Raw genomic sequence first — 20,267 nt, 5'->3', positions numbered from 1 at the left:
CCGGAAAACGACGTGTCGCCCGAAGGTCTTCCGATGCCCGGTTTCCTGTCCGACCAGCCCGCCGTGCAATGCTTTCTCAGCTTCACGCACGAAGATGACAGTTTCCTGAATTTCGTCACGCCGCTCAAGAATTCACTGGAAAAGTTCTGCGCTTCGGCGCACGGTCGCAAGGTCGAAGTGTTCGTGGACCGCGAAAGCATCGGCTGGGGCGAGGACTGGCGGACGAAGATCCAGGACGGCCTCAACGCCGCGATGGTGTTCCTCCCGGTCGTCTCGATGAACTACTTCTACGAGAGCAGCGCCTGCCGCGAAGAGCTGACCGCCTTCTACGCCAAGGCGAACGAGCTCGGTCTCACCCAGCTGATCCTGCCGCTGATCGTGCTCGGGCACGAGCTCATCACCGGCCAGAGCGAAGACGCCAACATCCGGATCATCGAAAAGCTCCAGTACGTCGACATCAAGGAGGCGGTCCTCTCCGGCGCCGGCACCGCGGAATGGCGGCGCACCATGGACCTGGTGGCCGACCGGCTCGTCAAGGCGATCCGCTCCGCGGAGGCGGCGCTGGAACAGCTGAAGAAATGCGACCGGCTGCTGCTCGAGTGCGGCCTGCCGGAAAGGGACGGACCGGGTCTGCAGGAATACAAGGAAAGCCTGGCGAAGATCGGCGACCTGCTGGAGCGGCAGTTCGACGCGATCAGCCACTCGCTCGACGAGCTGGCCGAGGAAATGCGTCAGGTGAGCGGCGAGGTGGCCGGGCTGGCCCCGGAGGCGATCAAGGCCAGGGTGGTCCGCGCGGCCGACACGATCAAGCCGATGGCGGTCAACATCCAGCAGGTCGGCACGGCGTTCGAGAGCACGGTCGCGAAGACCGACGCGACGATCCGCTCGTACATGCGCCTGATGGACTCGCAGATGACACCCGAGCTGCTGGACCGCGCGCGCCGCGAATACGACGAGTTCGTCGAAATGCTGACCGGGCTGATGGAGCTCGAAGCCCGCATCACGGAGTTCCTGGCGCAGATCCGCCCGCTGGAAGCGATCAACGCACCGTTGCGCGCGGCGATCCGCCCGCTGCGCGCCGGCGCCCAGTCGGTCCAGCTCGGGATGCACACGATGCGCGAGCTGTCGCGGGTGATCAGCGGCCTGCTGAGCGGCTGTCCCCGGCCACCGGGTTGACCACGGGCCCCTCTTCGGCCGGCGCCGCCAGCAGCCGGTGCGCCTCCGCCCGCAGTTCGTCCGTCGGCTCGGCGGCGCCCACCAGCCGGACGACCCCGTCGGCGCCCTCGCGCACGTGGGCTTCGACGTCCAGGTCCGGGTCGTCCCTGCGGATCACCGCGATGCTCTCCACCAGCCCGAACACCAGATCCGTCCGGATGCCGGCCGCGTCCGGTGCCACGCCCGAAGCCACCACCAGCCTGCCGTACGCCGCCTTCAGTTCCGCGCGCTCCGTGCGGAAGCGGGCCAGGTTGGGCGAACCGACCTCCGGCAGCAGGTACAACGCGCCCAGGTTGTGCCGGGCGCCGCCGAGCAGGCCGATGTCCGCGTACGCCAGTGCCCACAACCGGACCGCCGCCGGGGCCGCGCCGGCCACCAGGCGGGCCGCCAGTGCCAGTGACGGGCGGACCGTCTCCGCCAGCAGCGCCGCGAGGATGTCTTCCTTCGCCGGGAAGTGGTAGTACAGCGAAGCCTGGCGCAGTCCCGCGCGTTCGGCGATCGCTCGGGTGGTCGTGGCCGCGTACCCGGCTCCGGTGAACAGCTCCCCCGCCGCGTCGAGCACCGCCTGGCGCGCGTCGGGACGGCTCGCCGCCGCTCCGCTCGCCCTCGGCCTGCCGACTCCCGACCCTTTGACCACGCATGTGATCTTGCCAGGTCACCGTGCGCGACACGCGCACGGAGGTGCGGTTACGCCCGGATGTCGTCCTTGACGCCGGGTTCATCCGGCCGTTAACGCGTCCCTAACAAGACGGAGATCACCGCGTCGTGGCGGCGACCTAATTTCTGTCAAGCGATCGAAACAAGGAGTCCGCATGACGCCACCCGACGAACTCACCGCCTTCGGTTACCGCCAGGAGCTCCGCCGGTCGCTGGGCGGGTTCTCCGCCTTCGCCGCCGGGTTCTCCTTCGTCTCCATCCTCACCACCGTCTTCCAGCTCTTCGGCTTCGGCTACACCTTCGGCGGCCCGCTCTTCTTCTGGACGTGGCCGGTCGTGCTGGCCGGCCAGCTGCTCGTCGCCCTCAACTTCGCCGAGCTCGCCGCCCGCTACCCGCTCGCCGGATCCGTGTACCAGTGGGCGAAACAGCTGACCAAGGGGTTCCTCGGCTGGCTCGCCGGCTGGATGATGCTGCTCGGCTGCATCGTCGCCCTCGCCGCCGCCGCGATCGCGCTGCAGGTCGTGCTCCCGTCGGTGTGGGACGGCTTCCAGTTCGTCGGCGGCGACCCGTCGGTGACGTCGCCGACCGGCGCGGCCAACGCCGTGCTGCTCGGCACCGTGCTGCTCGTCTTCACCACCGCCGTCAACGCCGGCGGCGTCCGGCTGATGGCGCGGATCAACGACGTCGGCGTCGCCGCCGAACTGCTCGGGGTCGTCGTCCTCGTCACCGGGCTGCTCCTGTTCGCCGTCCGCGGCCCGCAGGTGGTGCTCCACGACGCGCCCGGCACCAGCGCCGGGATCGGCGGCGTGCTCGCTTCGGCGCTCATGGCGGCGTACGTCCTCTACGGCTTCGACACCGCCGCATCGGTCGCGGAGGAGACGAAGGACGCGCGCCGGACGGCGCCACGGGCGGTGCTGCGAGCCGTGCTCGTCTCCGGGATCGGCGGGCTCGCGGTGGTCGTCACCGCGCTGATGGCCGCGCCGAGCCTCACCGACGGGCAGCTCGCCGGCAAGGGCCTGCCGTACGTGATCACCGCCGTCTTCGGCGACACCCTCGGCCGGGTCTTCCTCGCCGACGTCGCGATCGCCGTCGTCGTCTGCACCCTCACCATCCAGACCGGCACCGTCCGGCTGATCTACGCGATGGCCCGCGACGGCGCGCTCCCCGCGTCCGGCCGCCTCGCCGGGGTGAGCCCGCGCACCGGGACGCCGGTCGCGCCCGCGCTGCTGTCCGGCGCGCTGGCCATCGGGCTGCTGCTGCTCAACGTCGGCAACCCGACGCTGTTCAGCACGATCACCGGGACGTCGGTGGTGATCGTGTACCTGGCCTACCTGCTGGTGACGGGCCCGCTGCTGGTGCACCGGCTGCGCGGGCGGTTCCCGGCCGAGCCGGGCCGGTTCTCCCTCGGCCGCTGGGGAGTACCGCTGAACGGAGCAGCCGTCCTGTACGGGATCGCCATGATCGTCAACATCGCCTGGCCGCGCGCGGAGATCTATGATCTCGCCGGTTCGGGCGCCCCCTGGATGCTCCTGTTCCCGATAGAGTTCGTCGGCGGCGCACTGGTGATCGGCTGGCTCTGCTGGCTGCGGCTGCGTCCCGCTCCGGCCCTCGAACCCGCGACCTGAGAGAGGACGACCATGAGCACCACCGCGACGACCTACGGAGCGCGCGACCACGCCCGCGCCCAGGCCGGCACCGTGGTCGACACGATGCCGTCGATCCCGGCGAGCACCTGGCCGACGCCGCCGGCCGAGGTCGCTCCCGAGGCGCTGACCTGGGCCGAAACCGTGGCCGGCGGCGGGTACACGCACAAGGTGCTGGCCCGGGGCACGCGGCTGCGGCTGACCGACGTCGACGGCGACGCCTGCGCGCACCTGCTGCTGTTCAACGCCGACCAGCCCTGGGAGCGGCTGAACGTTGCGGACACCGTCAAGGTGCAGTGGAATGCCTACCTCGGCGAGTCGGTGGCCCTGCTGTCGGACCAGGCGCGGGTGCTGGCCACCATCGTCGCGGACTCGAGCGGGCGCCACGACGCCCTCTGCGGGACGTCCACAGTGGACGGCAACACCGAGCGCTACGGCGACGGTGCCCCGGAGGGCCCCTCCCCCGCCGGCCTGCCGCTGTTCACCCTGGCCGCGGCCAAGAACGGCCTCGGGCCACGGGACCTCCCGCCCAGCCTGTCGTTCTTCCAGGGCGTGCGGGTCCAGCCGGAAGGCGGGCTGGAGTTCACCGGCTCCGCGGGCGCGGGCAAGGCCGTCGACCTCCGGATCGAAATCCCCTCGATCGTCCTGATCGCCAACGTCGCCCACCCGGTCGACCCGCGCCCGGACTACCCGGTGTCGAAGCTCGAAGTGCTGGCCTGGCGCGACCGGCCGACCGCCCCGGACAGTCCGGAGTGGACACACACGCCGGAAGCGCAGCGCGCGTTCGAGAACACCGCCGACTACCTCACCGCACGGGGGATCGCATGAGCACGGCCTACGAATCCCAGCTGGAAGTCAGCGTCGACGTGCCCGCGCGGGCGCCGTACTCGACCGTGCTGCAGCAGGGCCAGGAGCTGGCGATCATCGACCTCGGCGGCAACCAGGCCGTCGACTTCCTCTGCTACGACGCGAACGACACGTCGAAGCGCTACAGCGCGGCCGCGACGATCGCCGCGCAGGGCAACATCTTCCTGACCACCGGCAGTGTCCTGCGCACCCAGGAGGGCGCGCCGCTGCTGACCGTCGTCGCCGACACCTGCGGGCGCCACGACACCATCGGCGGCGCGTGCAGCAAGGAGTCCAACAGCCTCCGCTACGGCCAGCACACCCGGTACCAGCACGCCTGCGTCGAGAACTTCCTCATCGAGGGCGCCAAGTGGGGCCTGGGCAAGCGTGACCTGGTCAGCAACGTCAACTGGTACATGAACGTGCCGGTCGAGGCGGACGGCACGCTCGGCATCGTCGACGGCATCTCGGCGCCGGGCCTGGAGGTCCGGCTGCGCGCGGAGACCGACGTGCTGGTCCTCGTGTCGAACTGCCCGCAGATCAACAACCCGTGCAACGGCTTCGACCCGACGCCGGTGCGGATGGTCGTCATCTCCCCGGGAGTCGGCGCGTGAGGCTGCTCGTCGCCAACCGCGGTGAGATCGCGGTCCGCATCCTGCGCAGCGCGAAGGAACTGGGCCTCGAAACCGTCGCGGTGTACTCCGACGCCGACCGCCTCGCCCCGCACGTGCGGCTGGCCGACCGGGCCGTCCGGCTCGGCCCGGCACCCGCGGCGGAAAGCTACCTTCGGGCCGAGGCGATCATCCAGGCCGCGCTCGACACCAGCTGCGACGCGATCCACCCCGGCTACGGCTTCCTCTCGGAGGACGCGGCGTTCGCGCGGGCCTGCGAAGACGCCGGGATCGCCTTCGCCGGGCCGTCCCCGGAGCACCTGGAGGTGTTCGGCAGCAAGCACACCGCCCGCGAGGCGGCGATCGCGGCCGGCGTGCCGCTGCTGGCCGGCACCGGCCTGCTGTCCGATGTGGACGAAGCGCTGGCCCGCGCGGGGGACATCGGCTACCCGGTGATGCTCAAGGCGACCGGCGGCGGGGGCGGGATCGGGATGCGCGCGTGCGCGTCGCCGGACGAGCTGCGCGCCGCCTGGGAGACCGTGCGCAGCGTGGCGGCCAAGAGCTTCGCCAGCTCGGGCGTCTTCCTCGAACGCCTGGTGACCCGCGCGCGGCACGTCGAGGTCCAGGTGTTCGGCGACGGCTTCGGCGAGGTCATCGCCCTGGGCACCCGCGACTGCTCGCTGCAGCGGCGCAACCAGAAGGTGGTCGAGGAGTGCCCGGCACCCGAGCTGCCCGAAGACGTCCGGAAGCAGCTGGTCGACTCCGCCGTCGCGCTGTGCTCGTCGGTGCGGTACCGGTCGGCGGGCACGGTCGAGTACGTCTACGACCCCGAGCGCGGCGAAGCGGCGTTCCTCGAGGTCAACACCCGGCTGCAGGTCGAGCACCCGGTCACCGAGGCGGTCTACGGCGTCGACCTGGTCGCCTGGATGCTGCGGCTCGCCCAGGGCGACCGGGCGATGTTCCGTGCGGTGCCGGTCGCCCGCGGGCACGCCGTCGAAGCCCGCGTCTACGCCGAGGACCCGGGCGCCGGGCACCGGCCGAGCGCGGGTCTCGTCACCCGGGTCACGCTGCCCGCAGGCACCCGCGTGGACACGTGGGTCGAGCCGGGCGCGAACGTCACCACGCACTACGACCCGTTGCTGGCCAAGGTGATCTGCACCGGCACCGACCGCGCCGACGCGCTGGCGAACCTCCGGGAAGCGCTCGCCGCCACCCGGTTCGACGGCGTCCAGACCAACCTGGGCCAGCTGCGGGCCGCGGCCGCCGAACCGGATTTCGCGGCCGCGGCGCACGATACGTCCACTTTGGACGACGTCGCGGACGCGGAGCCGCGGATCGACGTCCTGCGCGGCGGCACGATGACGACCGTGCAGGACTGGCCGGGCCGCACCGGGTACTGGGCCGTCGGGGTGCCGCCGAGCGGGCCGATGGACGACCGGTCGCTGCGGCTGGGCAACCTCGCGCTCGGCAACCCGGAGGGCGCACCCGGCCTGGAGTGCACTGTGGACGGCGTCGCGCTGCGGTTCTCGCACGCCACCGAGGTGTGCGTCACCGGCGCGCCGACGACCGTGCTCGTCGACGGCACCGAGGTTCCCCTGTGGACACCGGTCGAAGTCCCGGCGGGGGCGACCCTCGACGTCCGGGCGTGCACGGCCGGGCTGCGCAGCTACGTCCTGGTGCGCGGCGGCGTCGACGTCCCGGAGTTCCTCGGCAGCGCGGCGACGTTCACGCTGGGCAAGTTCGGCGGGCACGGCGGCCGCGCACTGGCCGCCGGGGACGTCCTGCGGTCCGGGCCGGCGCCCGCGGACCCGGTGGTGGGCCCGGTCCCGGCCGCCGACCGGCCGGAGTTCGCGCCGCGGTGGACGATCGGCGCGCTCGAAGGCCCGCACGCGGCCCCCGAGTTCTTCACCCCCGAAGACGTCGACACGTTCTACGCCACGGACTGGCAGGTGCACTTCAACTCGGCCCGCACCGGCGTCCGGCTGGTCGGGCCGCGGCCGCAGTGGGCGCGGCCGGACGGCGGCGAAGCGGGCCTGCACCCGTCGAACATCCACGACACGCCGTACGCGATCGGCGCCGTCGACTACACCGGCGACCTGCCGATCCTGCTCGGCCCGGACGGGCCCAGCCTGGGCGGGTTCGTCTGCCCGGCGACGGTCGCCACCGGCGAGCGGTGGAAGCTCGGCCAGCTGCGGCCGGGTGACACCGTGCGGTTCGTGCCGATCGGCACCGACCACGCGGCGGCGCTGCGGACGCGGCCGGCGTCGGCGGTCGAGCCGAGCCGCCCCGGACGCGAGGACGGCGGCGTCCTCGCGCGGCTGTCCGCATCGGAGGACGAGCCGTCGGTCACCTACCGCCGCAGCGGCGACGACAACCTGCTCGTCGAGTACGGCGAGATGAAGCTCGACCTCGCGCTGCGGATGCGGGTGCACGCGCTGGCCGAGCGGCTGGCCGCCGAAGGCGTGCCGGGGATCGTGGACCTGACCCCGGGCATCCGGTCGCTGCAGGTGCACGTCGACCCGGACGCGCTGCCGGTCGGCAAGGCCCTCGGGCTGGTCCGCGAGCTGGAGCGGGACCTGCCGCCGACGCACGACCTGGTCGTGCCGAGCCGCAGTGTCCGGCTGCCGCTGTCGTGGGACGACCCGGCCACCCGCGAGGCGATCGAGCGGTACATGACCGGCGTCCGCGACGACGCGCCGTGGTGCCCGTGGAACATCGAGTTCATCCGGCGGGTCAACGGGCTGGCCGGTGTGGACGACGTGTACCGGACGGTGTTCGACGCGGAGTACCTCGTGCTCGGCCTCGGCGACGTCTACCTCGGCGCGCCGGTGGCGACACCGCTGGACCCGCGGCACCGCCTGGTGACGACGAAGTACAACCCGGCCCGGACGTGGACGGCGGAGAACTCGGTCGGCATCGGCGGTGCCTACCTGTGCATCTACGGCATGGAGGGCCCGGGCGGCTACCAGTTCGTCGGGCGCACGGTCCAGGTGTGGAACAGCTGGCACGGCGGGGAGCAGCCGTGGAACCTGCGGTTCTTCGACCGGATCTCCTGGTACCCGGTGTCGGCCGAGGAGCTGCTTGACCTGCGGGCGCAGAGCGCGTCCGGGACGCTGGAGCTCGACACCACCGAGGGCTCCTTCGCCCTGGCGGACTACCAGAAGTTCCTCGCGGACAACGCCGAGAGCATCGCCGGCTTCCGGGCCACCCAGGCGGCCGCCTTCGAGGCGGAACGGCAGGCGTGGGCCGCGGCGGGCGAGTTCGACCCGAAACCGGAGCCGGTCACCCGGCCGCCGGCGCGGGTCGAGGCGCCGCCGGGCGGGCACGTGGTCGAGGCGCCCTTCGCGGCGACGGTGTGGCGGGTCGACGTCACCGCGGGCGAACGCGTCGAGAACGCGCAGTCGCTGGTGACGCTGGAAGCGATGAAGACCGAGGCGCGGATCCCCGCGCCGGCGAGCGGTGAGGTGGTCGAGGTGCTCGTGTCCCCCGGTGACCAGGTGGCCCCCGGCACGCCGCTGGTGGTGCTCGGATGACCGCCCTCGAAGAGCGGGTGCGGGCGGCCTACCGGCGGATCGAGCAGGTCGACCGGCCGGAGATCTGGATCGACCTGCGGCCGGAAGCCGACGTTCTGGCCGAGGCCGCGGCACTGGAGCCACGCGGCTTGCCGCTGTACGGGAAGCTCGTGGCGGTCAAGGGCAACATCGACGTCGCCGGGCTGCCGACGACGGCGGCCTGCCCGGAATACGCCTACAAACCGGAGGCCGACGCGCCGGTCGTGGCGCGGCTGCGGACGGCGGGCGCCTTGGTGCTCGGCACCACCAACCTGGACCAGTTCGCGACCGGCCTGGTCGGCACGCGCAGCCCGTACGGCGCAGTCCGCAACGCCGTCGACCCGGCCTACGTCTCCGGCGGGTCGAGCTCGGGGTCCGCGGTGGCGGTCGCCCTCGGCATCGTGGACCTGGCGCTGGGGACGGACACCGCGGGCTCGGGCCGGGTGCCGGCGGCGTTCAACGGGATCGTCGGGCTCAAGCCGACCCCGGGCCTGCTGCCGACAGCCGGTGTGGTGCCCGCGTGCGCGAGCATCGACTGCGTGTCGCTGTTCGCCAGGACGGTCGAGGAGGCGTCGTTCGCGCTGACCTGCCTGGCCGAGCCCGCGCAGGTCCACACGGGACGGTTCCGGCTCGGCGTCCCGGCCCCGGGCCAGCTGGGTCCACTGGCGCCGGGCTGGGCCGAGGCGTTCGATGCGGCTGTCGCGGAGTACGCGGCCGCGGGCGCCGAAGTGGCCACTGTGGACATTTCGGCGTTCCTGGAGGCGGCCCAGCTGCTGTACGGCGGCGCGTTCGTCGCCGAGCGGTACACGGCGGTCGGCGAGTTCATCGACGCCCACCCGGACGCCGTCGATCCGGTCGTGCGCTCGATCATCGGCCCGGCGCGGGACATCCCCGCGCACCGGCTGTTCGCCGACCAGGCAACCTTGGCGGCCCTGCGAACCGAAGCGCTGGTGGCGCTGGCCGGCGTCGACGCGCTCCTGCTCCCGACGACGACCGAGCACCCGACGATCGCCGAAGTCGCCGCGGACCCGGTGGCGGTCAACGCCCGCCTGGGCCGGTTCACCAACGCCACCAACCTGTTCGGGCTCTCGGCGCTGGCCGTCCCGGCCGGCTCGGTGGCCGGCCGGCCGTTCGGCGTGATGCTCCTCGGCGCCCCGCACGACGACCTGAAGCTGACGGCGCTGGCGGGTTTGCGTTCCGAACGCATCCCGATCGTGGTGGTGGGCGCGCACCTGAGGGGCCAGCCGCTGAACCACGAGCTGACCTCCCGCGGCGGCCGGTTCGTGTCGGCGGTCTCGACGGCGGCGGCGTACCGGTTGTACGCGCTGGACACGGTGCCGCCGAAGCCGGGCTTGGTGCGGGTGGGATCCGGCGGGGTCTCGGTCGCCGCGGAGGTGTGGGACCTGCCGGCGGCGGGGTTCGGCTCGTTCGTGGCCGGAATCCCGGCGCCACTGGCGATCGGCAAGCTCGAACTGGCCGATGGCACCCGGGTCCCGGGCTTCCTCTGCGAGCCGTCGGCCACGGAGGGAGCGGAGGACATCTCGGCGAAGGGCGGGTGGCTGGCACACCTCGGCGTCGGATAACGGGTTGCGGGGCGGGGTGACACTGAGGTCATGAACACCCTGCCTTGCGGCCATCCGGGCCGCATCGGCACCCTGCGCACCTGTTTGCATCTGGCTGTCGAAGAACCTCCCTCGTCCACCCGCCACCTGACCGGCGTGGGCACCCGCTACGACCTCGTCTGCGCCGAGTGCACCCCGGCCGCGCTGGTCGAGGTCTGCGAAGCCTGCGCCGATCGGGCCGACCAGAAGAGCTTCCCCTCGGGCTGGCACGGCGAGCCCGAAATCCTGGTGCGGGACCGGGAAGTCGGCGGCACCTGGTCGACCCGCCCCTGCCCGGTGCGCCCGCTGAACGACGGCTGCCTGGCCCCCATGCCCGGCCATTGGCTCGCGCTCACCGCGGCGGGCTTCGTCCGCATCACCGACGACGACCAGTGGCTCGTCGGCCCGGTCGAGCTGCCCGAAGAGAACCCCGTGGACATGCGCGACTTCCCCGACCGCCCCCGACGCGGCCTGCACACCTCCCGGGACGGGAGGTTCGCCGCCGTCGTCTCCGACTACGGCCGGTTCGCGACGGTCGTCGACCTCGACGAGTGGGTCACCGTGGTCCACCTCGACCGGGACTGGGTCGACAACGAATTCACCCGGTTCCCGCTGGCCTTCCTCGGCGAAGGCGAGACGGCGAAGGTCGTCGCGGGCACGGATTGGAACCGCCTGGACGTGTTCGCCCTGCCCAGCGGAGAGCTGCTGACCGACCGGGAAACCGCGGCACCGCAGAAGGGGGAGCCCGAACCCGAGCACTACCTCGACTACTTCCAGGGCGCACTCCACGTCAGCCCGTCCGAACGGCTGCTCGTCGTGGACGGCTGGGTCTGGATGCCGGTGGGTTCCCCGCTGGTGGTGGACGTCAGGGCATGGCTCGCCGGCGATGTCCACGCGGCCGAGACCGGCCGGCATCTCACCCCCGGTCGCAGCAGCGACTGGGACCAGCCGATCGTCTGGCTGGACGACACCACCGTCGCCATCCAGCGCATGGGCGCCTCTTGGCAGCAGATGCTCGACGGCGTCGAGCTCTACGACGCCGGGACCGGGCGCCGCACCGGGATGTTCGCCGGGCCCACCGGACGGATGTGGGCCCACAGCGGCCTCCTGTACGTCACTGCCGAAACCGGGCTCGAAGTCTGGAACCCGGCCGAAGGCGCCCGAATCGGAGTCCTCGAAGGCTTCACCCCCACCGCCCACCGCGACGGCACCTGCGCCGAACTCCGTAACGATCAGCTGAGAACTTGGACAACTGCGCGGTAACAAGCCTCACCCCTGGGCACTTCGCCGCCGATCCACCTGAGTGAACCCTCGGAGGCGGCCATGACCACGGCGACCAGATCCCCGCAGAACACCCTCGTCCACTCGTACCTGTTCCTCCGGCGCGCCATCGGCCTCATCGGCCTCGCGCTGCCGTTCGTGCTCATCCTCGGCAAGCAGCTCGTCCAGGGTGGCGACCTCCTCGGCTCGCTGAGCAGCTACTACTACACCGGCCTGCGGGACGTCCTGGTCGGCGCGATGTGCGCGGTCGGCGTGTTCCTCCTCGCCTACTACGGCCACGACTACATCGACAACATCGTCAGCACCATCGCCGGGCTGGGGGCGATCGGGCTCGCCCTGTTCCCGACCACCCCCGACCACGACGTCACGGCGTGGGACCGGACCGCCGGCGTCCTGCACCTCGCCTTCGCGGCCGTGTTCTTCCTCTCCCTCGCGTATTTCTGCCTCCGCCTCTTCCCGCACGACGGCGAACAGCCCGAGAAGTTCGGCGCCCTCTACCGGGTCTGCGGCGGCGTGATCCTCGTCTGCCTGGTGCTCATCGCCGGGGCCAAGTACCTCGGGCTGACCCCGGACCTGCACCCGGCACTGTGGCTGGAGGCCGTCGCCGTGGAGGCGTTCGGCGTCGCCTGGGCCGTCAAAGGCGGGACGCTGAAGCCCAAGAGTGTGCCGTAGCCCACTCGACCGGGCCACACCACTGGTTACCGGTGGGTAACAAGGGCTATCGTGCGGCTGTGACAACCGGGGCTCCGCCCCGGGCCGGGGGCTCCGCCACCCGGAGCCCCCGAACGAGTCAAAGACGTCTACTTGATGGAGCATTCGTGGCCGCACCAGCAACGCCGCTCGCGCCGAACGCGCGGGGCGTGCGCAATGTCGCCTTCGTCGAGGGGGTCCGCACCCCCTTCGGCAAGGCCGGCGACAAGGGCATCTACGCCGGGACCCGGGCCGACGACCTGGTCGTCAACGCCATCCGTGAGCTGCTGCGGCGGCACCCCGAACTGCCGCCCGAGCGCGTCGACGAGGTGGCCATCGCCGCCACCACCCAGACCGGCGACCAGGGCCTGACCATCGGCCGGACCGCCGCGCTGCTGGCCGGGCTGCCCAAGTCGGTGCCCGGCTTCGCCATCGACCGCATGTGCGCCGGCGCCATGACGGCCGTCACCACCGCCGCGTCCGGCATCGGCTTCGGCGCCTACGACATCGCCATCGCCGGCGGCGTCGAGCACATGGGCCGCCACCCGATGGGCGAGGGTGTCGACCCGAACCCGCGGATCATCGCCGACAAGCTGGTCGACCCGACCGCGCTCGTCATGGGCCAGACCGCCGAGAACCTGCACGACCGCTTCCCGGCGATCACCAAGCAGCGCACCGACGCCTACGCCGCGCGCAGCCAGGAGCGCTACGCCGAGGCCGTCAAGACCGGCAAGATCGGTCCCGAGCTGGTCCCGGTCGCCACCCGGTCGAAGGAACTCGGCTGGGGGCTGGCCACTGAGGACGAGCCGCCGCGGCCGGGCACCACCGTCGAGCAGCTGGCGAACCTCAAGACGCCGTTCCGCCCGTTCGGCCGGGTCACCGCGGGCAACGCGGCCGGCCTCAACGACGGCGCCACCGCCTCGCTCCTCGCCGACGAGGACACCGCCCGCGAGCTGGGCCTGCCGGTCGCCATGCGGCTGGTCGGCTACTCCTTCGCCGGCGTCGAGCCGGAGGTCATGGGCATCGGCCCGGTGCCGGCCACCGAGAAGCTGTTCAAGCGCACCGGCCTGTCGATCGACGACATCGGCCTGTTCGAGATCAACGAGGCCTTCGCCGTGCAGGTGCTGGCCTTCCTCGACCACTTCGGCATCGACGACGAAGACCCACGCGTGAACCAGTGGGGCGGCGCCATCGCGTGCGGCCACCCGCTGGCCTCCTCCGGCGTCCGGCTCATGACGCAGCTGGCCCGCCAGTTCGCCGAGCGGCCCGACGTCCGGTACGGCATGACCACGATGTGCATCGGGATCGGCATGGGCGGCACCGTGATCTGGGAGAACCCGGCCTTTGAGGGGGCGAAGTAATGACTTTCACCGCTGAAGAAGCGAAGGCCGCGTTCCCGGACGAGGTCGTCACCCACGCGAAGACCCGCCTGGTCAAGGTGCCGGGTCTCGCCAAGCAGGTCGCGCTGATCACGCTCGACAACGGCCACGACCACACCCGGCCGAACACCTTCGGCCCGCAGGGCCTGGTGTCGCTGAACACCGCGCTGGACGAGGCCTTCGCCGCCGAGCCCGCCGCGATCGCCGTCACCGGCAAGCCGTTCATCTTCGCCGTCGGCGCCGACCTGTCCGGTGTCGAGCAGGTCAGCGACCCGAAGCTGGCGCGCGAGATCGCCCAGACCGGGCACGACGTGTTCCGCCGCCTGACCGAGTCGAAGATCCCGACGTTCGGGTTCGTGAACGGCGCGGTCATGGGCGGCGGCCTGGAGCTGGCGCTGTCCTGCCACTACCGGACGCTGTCGGAGAACACCGCCGCGATCGCGTTCCCCGAGGTCTTCCTCGGCCTGTTCCCGGGCTGGGGCGGCACGCAGCTGCTGCCGAACCTCATCGGCGCGGACGCGGCCGTCACGGTGATCATCGAGAACGCCCTGGCGCAGAACAAGATGCTGAACGTCAAGCAGGCGGCCGAGCTCGGCATCGTCGACGAGGTCTTCGGCTCGGCCGACTACCTCGAGCAGTCGCTGCTGTGGCTGGCTCGCGTCGTGAACGGCGAGATCACCCCGGTTCGCCGCGAGATCGACCGCGGTTCGGCCTGGGACGCCGCCATCGCCCGGGCCAAGTCCATTGTGGACGGCCGTACGCACGGCGCCTCGCCGGGCGCGACCAAGGCCGTGGAACTCCTCGCACTTGCGAAGGAAAACGACCTCGACCGCGGCTACGCGGCCGAGACCGACGGGCTCGCCGAGCTGCTCATGTCCGACGTCCTGCGCGCCGGGCTGTACTCGTTCAACCTGGTCAACAAGCGCGCCAAGCGCCCGGCGGGCGCGCCGGACAAGTCGCTGGCCCGCAAGGTGAACAAGGTCGGCATCGTCGGCGCCGGCCTGATGGCCAGCCAGCTCGCGCTGCTGTTCGTCCGCCGTCTGAAGGTGCCGGTCGTGCTCACCGACGTCGACCAGGAACGCGTCGACAAGGGCGTCGGGTACGTCCACGCCGAGATCGACAAGCTCCTGGCCAAGAAGCGCGTCTCCCCGGACGGCGCGAACCGGCTCAAGGCCCTGGTCACCGGCTCGCTCGACAAGGCCGCGTTCGCCGACGCCGACTTCGTCATCGAAGCCGTCTTCGAGGAGCTGGGCGTCAAGCAGCAGGTGTTCGCCGAGCTGGAGCAGCACGTCAAGCCCGAGGCGATCCTGGCGACGAACACCTCGTCGCTGTCGATCACCGCGATGGCGTCGAAGCTGCAGCACCCCGAGCGGGTCGTGGGCTTCCACTTCTTCAACCCGGTGGCCGTGCTGCCGCTGCTGGAGATCGTCCGCGGCGAGCAGACCGACGACGCTTCCCTGGCGACGGCGTTCTCGGTCGGCAAGCAGCTGAAGAAGTCCAGCGTGCTGGTGAAGGACGCTTCGGCGTTCGTCGTCAACCGGCTGCTGCTGCGCTTCCTCGGCGAGGTGCTGGTGACCGTCGACGAGGGCACGCCGTTCGACGTCGCCGACAAGGCACTGGAGCCGCTCGGCCTGCCGATGACGCCGCTGACGCTGATGCAGCTCGTCGGCCCGGCCATCGCCCTGCACGTCGGCGAGACGCTGCACGAGGCGTTCCCGGACCGGTTCACCGTGTCCGAGAACCTCGCGAAGTTCGTCAAGGCGGGAAAGAAGGGCGTCTGGGTCTGGGACGACCAGGGCAACCAGTCGGCCGACCCCGAGGTCGTCGAGCTGTGGACGCAGGGTGACAAGCCGTCCACCTCGGAGGAGGTGCGTGACCGGGCGCTGTCCGCGATCGCCGAGGAGATCCGGATCATGCTCGACGAGGGCGTGGTCGCCGAGGCGCAGGACATCGACCTGTGCCTGATCCTCGGCGCGGGCTGGCCGTTCTGGAACGGCGGCATCACGCCGTACCTGGACCGCTCGGGGGTGTCCGAGCGCGTGAACGGCAAGCCGTTCCTCGCCCCGGGCGTGGCTTCGGTCCCGACGGTCTAGTACTCGCCCTCACGAGGGCACTTCGGCGGCGGCGCGGTGAGGTTCAGCTGCGCCGCCGTCGCGTCGGAGTCGATCACCGTCACCCGCTCGGCGGTCCGGTAGCGGGCGTGCAGCTGGAGCGCCCACGCCTTCAGCTCGGTGCCCGGGACGGCGAGCAGGGAGACCGACGGCGGGTCGAGGAACACCCGCCGGGCCTTCGGGTCGTCGTGGAACGACGGCACCGCCGCCCGCATGTCCTCTTCGGACAGGAACGTCACGACGACCGCCGCGCACAGCGTGTGCCCGGCCAGCGGTGCGGGGTTCGTGTCCACCGGCAGTTCGGGCGGCCGGACGAGCGCGGCGACGAAGAACGCCAGCCCGACGCCTGCGGCGAGTGCCAGCGCGATCACCGGCGGCAGCACCCGCGCCAGGGGTTTCTCCTCCACACCGAAGATCACAGCACAGTTGGCCGCCGGGACACCGCCCGTTCACCCCGGCGGCTTAGCGTCCCGCCGTGACCACCGATCGACGCCGCTTCCTCAAGGGTGCCGGCCTCGCGGCTGCCGCCGCGAGCGTGCCCCTCCCCGCTCCCGCTCTCCCCGACCTCGACGCGGGCCGGGTGTGCGGCCGCTACCAGTGGCTGGTCGGCGACCACCACACGCACAGCCAGTACTCCTACGACGCGATGTACCAGATCGAGGACATCGCGCGCGGCGGGCGGGCGCACGGCGCGGACTGGATCGTCTTCACCGACCACGGCCACGCCGAGCACGAGAAGGTGTCGGTCGAGCCGACCGAGGCCGACTTCCTCGCCGCCCGGCGGAAGTACCCGGACCTGCTGCTGTGGCACGGCATGGAGTGGAACGTCCCGGGCGCCGAGCACGCGACCGTCTTCTTCCAGGCCGGTTCGGCGCAGGCGGCCAAGCTGCGCGAGTTCGAGCGGTCCTTCGACTGGCGGCTGACGAACTCGGAGGCGTCGAGCCCGGCGAACGAGGCCCTCGCCCTGCGGGCGTTGCGCTGGCTCGCCGACGAAGAACGCGCGCGGCGGATCCACGCGCCGGTCGTGCTGATCAACCACCCCCTGCGCAACGGCCGCGTCGCCCCGCACGAGCTGCGGGCCTACCGCGACGCCGCGCCGGGCATCGTCATCGGCATGGAGGGTGCGCCCGGCGCGCAGGCCGACGGCTTCCCGAAGCCGCTCGGCAACGGCGGCGCGCGCGGCGGCTACGCCAACAGCCCCGGCGCGAACTCGTGGCCGGGCTTCCCGGCCGAGGCCTACCGGACGCACGGCGGCTGGGACTGGGCGACGGCGAAGGTCGGCGGGCTGTGGGATTCGCTGCTCGCCGAGGGGAAGCCGTGGTGGATCACCACGAACTCCGACTCGCACTACAACCGCGGCGACACGCTGGTCCGCCCGGACGTGCCGGGCGACTGGTACGACACGCACGGCAGGTTCCCCGACCCGCTCGACACCGGAACGCCGCAGCTGCTCGCGCCGTACGCGGACTTCTACCCCGGCGAGTTCAGCCGCACCTACGTCGGCGTCACGCGGCGCAGCCTCGAAGGCGTGCTGGAGGGCCTGCGGGCCGGGCGGATCTGGCTGACGCACGGCGGGCTCGTCCAGGGCCTCGAGGTCGAGGCGCACGGCGGTGGTTCCGCCGTCACGCTGGGTGGACGCCTGCGGGTGCGGCGGGGCTCCGACGTCACGGTGGTGGTCCGCGCGCGGCTGGCGGACCGGCCGAACGGCGGCGGCTCGGTGCCGCGGCTGGCCCGCCTGGACGTCGTCTCGGGCCCGGTGACCGGCCCGGTCGCCGACCGCGACGCGATGACCGCGCCGGGCACGCGGGTCGTGGAGTCGTTCGAGCCGCGGTGGGCGCCCGGGCGGCAGGTGGTCTTCCGGCACACCTTCCGGAACGTGCGGGACCCGTTCTACTTCCGGATCCGCGGGTCGAACGGCGATGCGGAGCCCACACCGGACACCGTCGGGCAGGCGAACCCGTTCGAGGACTTGTGGTTGTACGCGAATCCGATATTTGTGGACCTGTGCTGAATGGACTGTCCCGCCGGCTGCTCGTGCGGTCGATCATGGCCGGGTTGCGCTTCCTGCTCCGGCTGCCGTCGCCGGTGCTGCGGGTGATCGCCGGGCGCCCGGTCGTCGTCGACGGCCGTCAGCCGGTCCTCACCGCCCAGGTGCTCATGCGGGTGTCGCGCTTCGCGCCGTTCGACGCGCCGCACCAGAACGGCAGCCTGGTGCGGGCGCGGGCCGAGCTGAACCTGGCGGGGGCGCTGGCCGGCGCCGGGATCTGCCCCGGCGTCCGGACCCGCGACTCGTCGTGGCCCGGGCCGGGCGGGCCGCTGCCGCTGCGGTGGTACGAGCCGGCCGGCGTCCCGGCGCCCGGCCCGGCGATCGTGTACTTCCACGGCGGCGGGTTCGTGCTCGGCAGCATCGACACGCACGAAGGCGCGTGCCGGCTGCTCGCCGAGGAAGCCGGGGTGCGGGTGGTGTCGATCGGCTACCGGCTCGCCCCGGAACACCCGTTCCCCGCGGCGGCCTCGGACGCGGTGGCGGCGTTCGCCTTCGTCTCTTCCCACGCGGAGGAGTTCGGCATCGACCCGGCCCGGCTGGCGGTGGGCGGCGACAGCAGCGGCGGCAACCTGGCGGCGGTGGTCGCCCACGCGGCGGCCCGCGCCGAACTGCCCCGCCCGGCGTTCAGCCTCCTGCTCACCCCGGCGACGGACGCGCTCGGGGAGTCGCCGTCGCACCGGCAGTTCGGCTCGGGCTTCCGCCTCGACCGCGACGAGTGGGCCTGGTACCGCGCGCAGTACCTCCGCGACCCGGAGTCCTATCGGGACCCGCGAGCCTCGGTCCTCTACGACGAGACCCTCGACGGCCTCCCCCCGACGTACGTCGCCACGTGCGGCTTCGACCTCCTCCGCGACGAAGGCGAGGCCTACGCCCGCCGGCTCGCTTCGGCGGGAGTCCCGCTGGTCCACCGCCGTCACGAAGGCCAGCTCCACGGCTTCGCCAACCGAGTCGGCGTGGACCCGGACGCCCGCGCGGCCATGCTCCACGCCGCCGGAGTCCTCCGCGCCGCCCTCGCCCTGGGGCATCACGCGTGACTGCAGGGGAATCTCGCGTGATCAGCTGGGTGTGCCCCTGGCGGGGCGCTCGTTCGGGGTTGAAAATGGGGTTGGTCGCTCGCTGACGTCGTAGCTCTGTGGTCGTTGGAGGCCGTTGATCAGCGGGACGCCGGGGGCCACGCCTTGGGCTCTTCAGTGTTGCTTCGAGCACGCGGATCAGATTCGCAGACTTTGCCTGGTGGCTCCCGCGGGCGACCGCAGCGGCAGCGGTGAGGAGCACGGGATGCTGACCGAATCTGAGGACACCGAGGAAATCGTCGCGCGGGTCGCGGCGCTGGACATCGGCAAGGCCGAGCTGGTGTGTTGTGTGCGGGTTCCCGACGAGCGCAGGCCGGGACGGCGGCTGCAGGAGATCACCACTCATCCGACGATGACCCGGGCGGTGCTGCTGCTGGCCGACCGATTGCGTGAGCTGCGGGTCGGCAGGGTGGTCATGGAGGCCACGTCGGACTACTGGAAACCGGTCTTCTACCTGCTGGAAGCCCACGGTTTCGACACTTGGCTGGTCAACGCCCGCGACGTCAAGCACCTGCCCGGCCGGCCCAAGACCGACACCCTGGATGCGGTGTGGTTGTGCAAGGTCGCCGAGCGGCAGATGATCCGGCCCAGCCTGGTCCCACCACCGCCGATCCGCCGGTTGCGGGATCTGACCCGCTACCGCATCGACCTGGTCAACGCCCGCGGCGCGGAGAAGAACCGGGTGGAGAAACTACTCGAGGACGCCTGCATCAAACTGTCGGTCGTGGCCTCGGACATCTTCGGAGTCTCCGGCCGCGACATGATGGCCGCCCTGATCGCCGGGGAACGAGACCCGAAGGTCCTCGCGCAGCTGGCACGGACCCGGATGCGCACCAAGATCACCTTGCTGGAAGAGGCGTTCACCGGGCACTTCACCGACCATCACGCGTTCCTGCTGACCCGGATGCTGGGACGCATCGACGCGATCAACACCGACATCGCCGCGGTCGAAGACCGGATCGGTGAGCAGATCATCCCTTTCGCCGACGCGGTCGGCCGGCTGGCTGAGATCCCCGGCATCGGCCCCACCACCGCGGCCGTGATCATCGCGGAGACCGGGAGGGACATGAGCCACTTCCCGACCGCCGGGCATCTGGTGTCCTGGGCCCGGTTCGCGCCCACCGTCAAGGAATCCGCCGGCCGCAAAAAAGGCACCGGCAGCACCGGGCACGGCAACCCCTACCTCGCCCGAGCCCTCGGCGAGGCCGCCGTCGCCGCCGGCAAAACCAACACTTTCCTCGGCGAACGCTACCGGCGCATCGCCAGACGACGCGGCAAGAAACGCGCCATCGTCGCCGTCGGCCGCTCCATCCTCGTCATCGTCTGGCACCTGCTCACCGAACCCGGCACCCGCTTCCGCGACCTCGGCCCCGACTTCCACACCGCCCACACCCACCCCGACCAGCGCAAACACAACCACATCCGCCAGCTCGAAGCACTCGGATACAAAGTCACCCTCGAACCCGCCGCCTGAACCCCACCACCCCAATCCGGCTCCGCTCCGCTACGCCGGATGCTGACGCATGCCACCCAAGACCCATTTTCGGATCAGAGGGGCATCA

The 20,267-nt window shown here is 71.7% G+C and carries 15 protein-coding genes; 13 read left to right on the top strand and 2 right to left on the bottom strand.

Going from position 1 to position 20,267, the window contains the following annotated elements:
* Window positions 1-33 precede the first annotated feature (33 nt).
* A complete protein-coding gene (locus tag ACWEGE_RS44445; RefSeq protein WP_449666547.1) occupies window positions 34-1,176 on the top strand; it encodes a toll/interleukin-1 receptor domain-containing protein in 1,143 nt (380 codons plus the stop codon).
* Here ACWEGE_RS44445 and ACWEGE_RS44440 read toward each other — a convergent pair.
* Window positions 1,136-1,852 (bottom strand): TetR/AcrR family transcriptional regulator, encoded by a 717-nt coding sequence (locus tag ACWEGE_RS44440; protein WP_449666546.1) that lies wholly within the window; start codon window positions 1,850-1,852, stop codon window positions 1,136-1,138. The genes ACWEGE_RS44445 and ACWEGE_RS44440 overlap by 41 nt on opposite strands.
* A gap of 175 nt (window positions 1,853-2,027) precedes the next feature.
* Between ACWEGE_RS44440 and ACWEGE_RS44435 the strand changes: the two genes are divergently transcribed.
* From ACWEGE_RS44435 to ACWEGE_RS44395, 9 genes are all read left to right on the top strand, one after another.
* Window positions 2,028-3,497 (top strand): amino acid permease, encoded by a 1,470-nt coding sequence (locus tag ACWEGE_RS44435; RefSeq protein WP_449666545.1) that lies wholly within the window; start codon window positions 2,028-2,030, stop codon window positions 3,495-3,497.
* A 12-nt stretch (window positions 3,498-3,509) separates the two neighbouring features.
* Entirely contained in the window at window positions 3,510-4,343 is an 834-nt protein-coding gene (locus tag ACWEGE_RS44430; RefSeq protein WP_449666544.1) for an urea amidolyase associated protein UAAP1, read from the top strand.
* Window positions 4,340-4,975, top strand: a complete 636-nt coding sequence (locus ACWEGE_RS44425) for an urea amidolyase associated protein UAAP2 (protein ID WP_449666543.1) — start codon at window positions 4,340-4,342, stop codon at window positions 4,973-4,975. The genes ACWEGE_RS44430 and ACWEGE_RS44425 overlap by 4 nt, the downstream gene beginning before the upstream one ends.
* Window positions 4,972-8,505: an urea carboxylase gene (uca, locus tag ACWEGE_RS44420; protein ID WP_449666542.1), complete on the top strand. Its 3,534-nt coding sequence runs from the start codon at window positions 4,972-4,974 to the stop codon at window positions 8,503-8,505. Before ACWEGE_RS44425 ends, uca begins: the two co-directional genes overlap by 4 nt.
* Window positions 8,502-10,106, top strand: a complete 1,605-nt coding sequence (locus ACWEGE_RS44415; protein ID WP_449666541.1) for an allophanate hydrolase — start codon at window positions 8,502-8,504, stop codon at window positions 10,104-10,106. The genes uca and ACWEGE_RS44415 overlap by 4 nt, the downstream gene beginning before the upstream one ends.
* 30 nt (window positions 10,107-10,136) lie before the next feature.
* Window positions 10,137-11,387 (top strand): hypothetical protein, encoded by a 1,251-nt coding sequence (locus tag ACWEGE_RS44410; protein ID WP_449666540.1) that lies wholly within the window; start codon window positions 10,137-10,139, stop codon window positions 11,385-11,387.
* A 60-nt stretch (window positions 11,388-11,447) separates the two neighbouring features.
* Window positions 11,448-12,077 carry a DUF998 domain-containing protein gene (locus ACWEGE_RS44405; protein ID WP_449666539.1) on the top strand — a complete coding sequence of 210 codons (630 nt, stop codon included), beginning with the start codon at window positions 11,448-11,450 and terminating at the stop codon, window positions 12,075-12,077.
* A 188-nt stretch (window positions 12,078-12,265) separates the two neighbouring features.
* On the top strand, window positions 12,266-13,456 hold the full coding sequence (locus ACWEGE_RS44400; RefSeq protein WP_449666570.1) for a thiolase family protein: 1,191 nt from the start codon (window positions 12,266-12,268) through the stop codon (window positions 13,454-13,456).
* Entirely contained in the window at window positions 13,456-15,567 is a 2,112-nt protein-coding gene (locus tag ACWEGE_RS44395; RefSeq protein WP_449666538.1) for a 3-hydroxyacyl-CoA dehydrogenase NAD-binding domain-containing protein, read from the top strand. The genes ACWEGE_RS44400 and ACWEGE_RS44395 overlap by 1 nt, the downstream gene beginning before the upstream one ends.
* Here the strand turns inward: ACWEGE_RS44395 and ACWEGE_RS44390 are convergent.
* Window positions 15,564-15,992 carry a hypothetical protein gene (locus tag ACWEGE_RS44390; RefSeq protein ID WP_449666537.1) on the bottom strand — a complete coding sequence of 143 codons (429 nt, stop codon included), beginning with the start codon at window positions 15,990-15,992 and terminating at the stop codon, window positions 15,564-15,566. The two genes, ACWEGE_RS44395 and ACWEGE_RS44390, sit on opposite strands and share 4 nt — an antisense overlap.
* A gap of 68 nt (window positions 15,993-16,060) precedes the next feature.
* On the opposite strand from ACWEGE_RS44390, the gene ACWEGE_RS44385 reads away from it, so the two are divergent.
* The 3 genes from ACWEGE_RS44385 (at window position 16,061) to ACWEGE_RS44375 (ending at window position 20,179) form a co-directional block, all read left to right on the top strand.
* On the top strand, window positions 16,061-17,596 hold the full coding sequence (locus tag ACWEGE_RS44385; protein ID WP_449666536.1) for a twin-arginine translocation signal domain-containing protein: 1,536 nt from the start codon (window positions 16,061-16,063) through the stop codon (window positions 17,594-17,596).
* The gene (locus tag ACWEGE_RS44380) at window positions 17,590-18,666 is read left to right on the top strand and encodes an alpha/beta hydrolase (RefSeq protein ID WP_449666535.1); all 1,077 of its coding nucleotides are present in this window, start codon (window positions 17,590-17,592) and stop codon (window positions 18,664-18,666) included. The genes ACWEGE_RS44385 and ACWEGE_RS44380 overlap by 7 nt, the downstream gene beginning before the upstream one ends.
* 244 nt (window positions 18,667-18,910) lie before the next feature.
* The gene (locus ACWEGE_RS44375; RefSeq protein ID WP_449666534.1) at window positions 18,911-20,179 is read left to right on the top strand and encodes an IS110 family transposase; all 1,269 of its coding nucleotides are present in this window, start codon (window positions 18,911-18,913) and stop codon (window positions 20,177-20,179) included.
* Window positions 20,180-20,267 lie beyond the last annotated feature (88 nt).

The sequence above is a fragment of the Amycolatopsis sp. NPDC004747 genome, assembly GCF_053601335.1.
The sequence above is the reverse complement of the archived record's forward strand: the minus strand, read 5'-3'. Positions and strand labels throughout refer to the sequence as shown.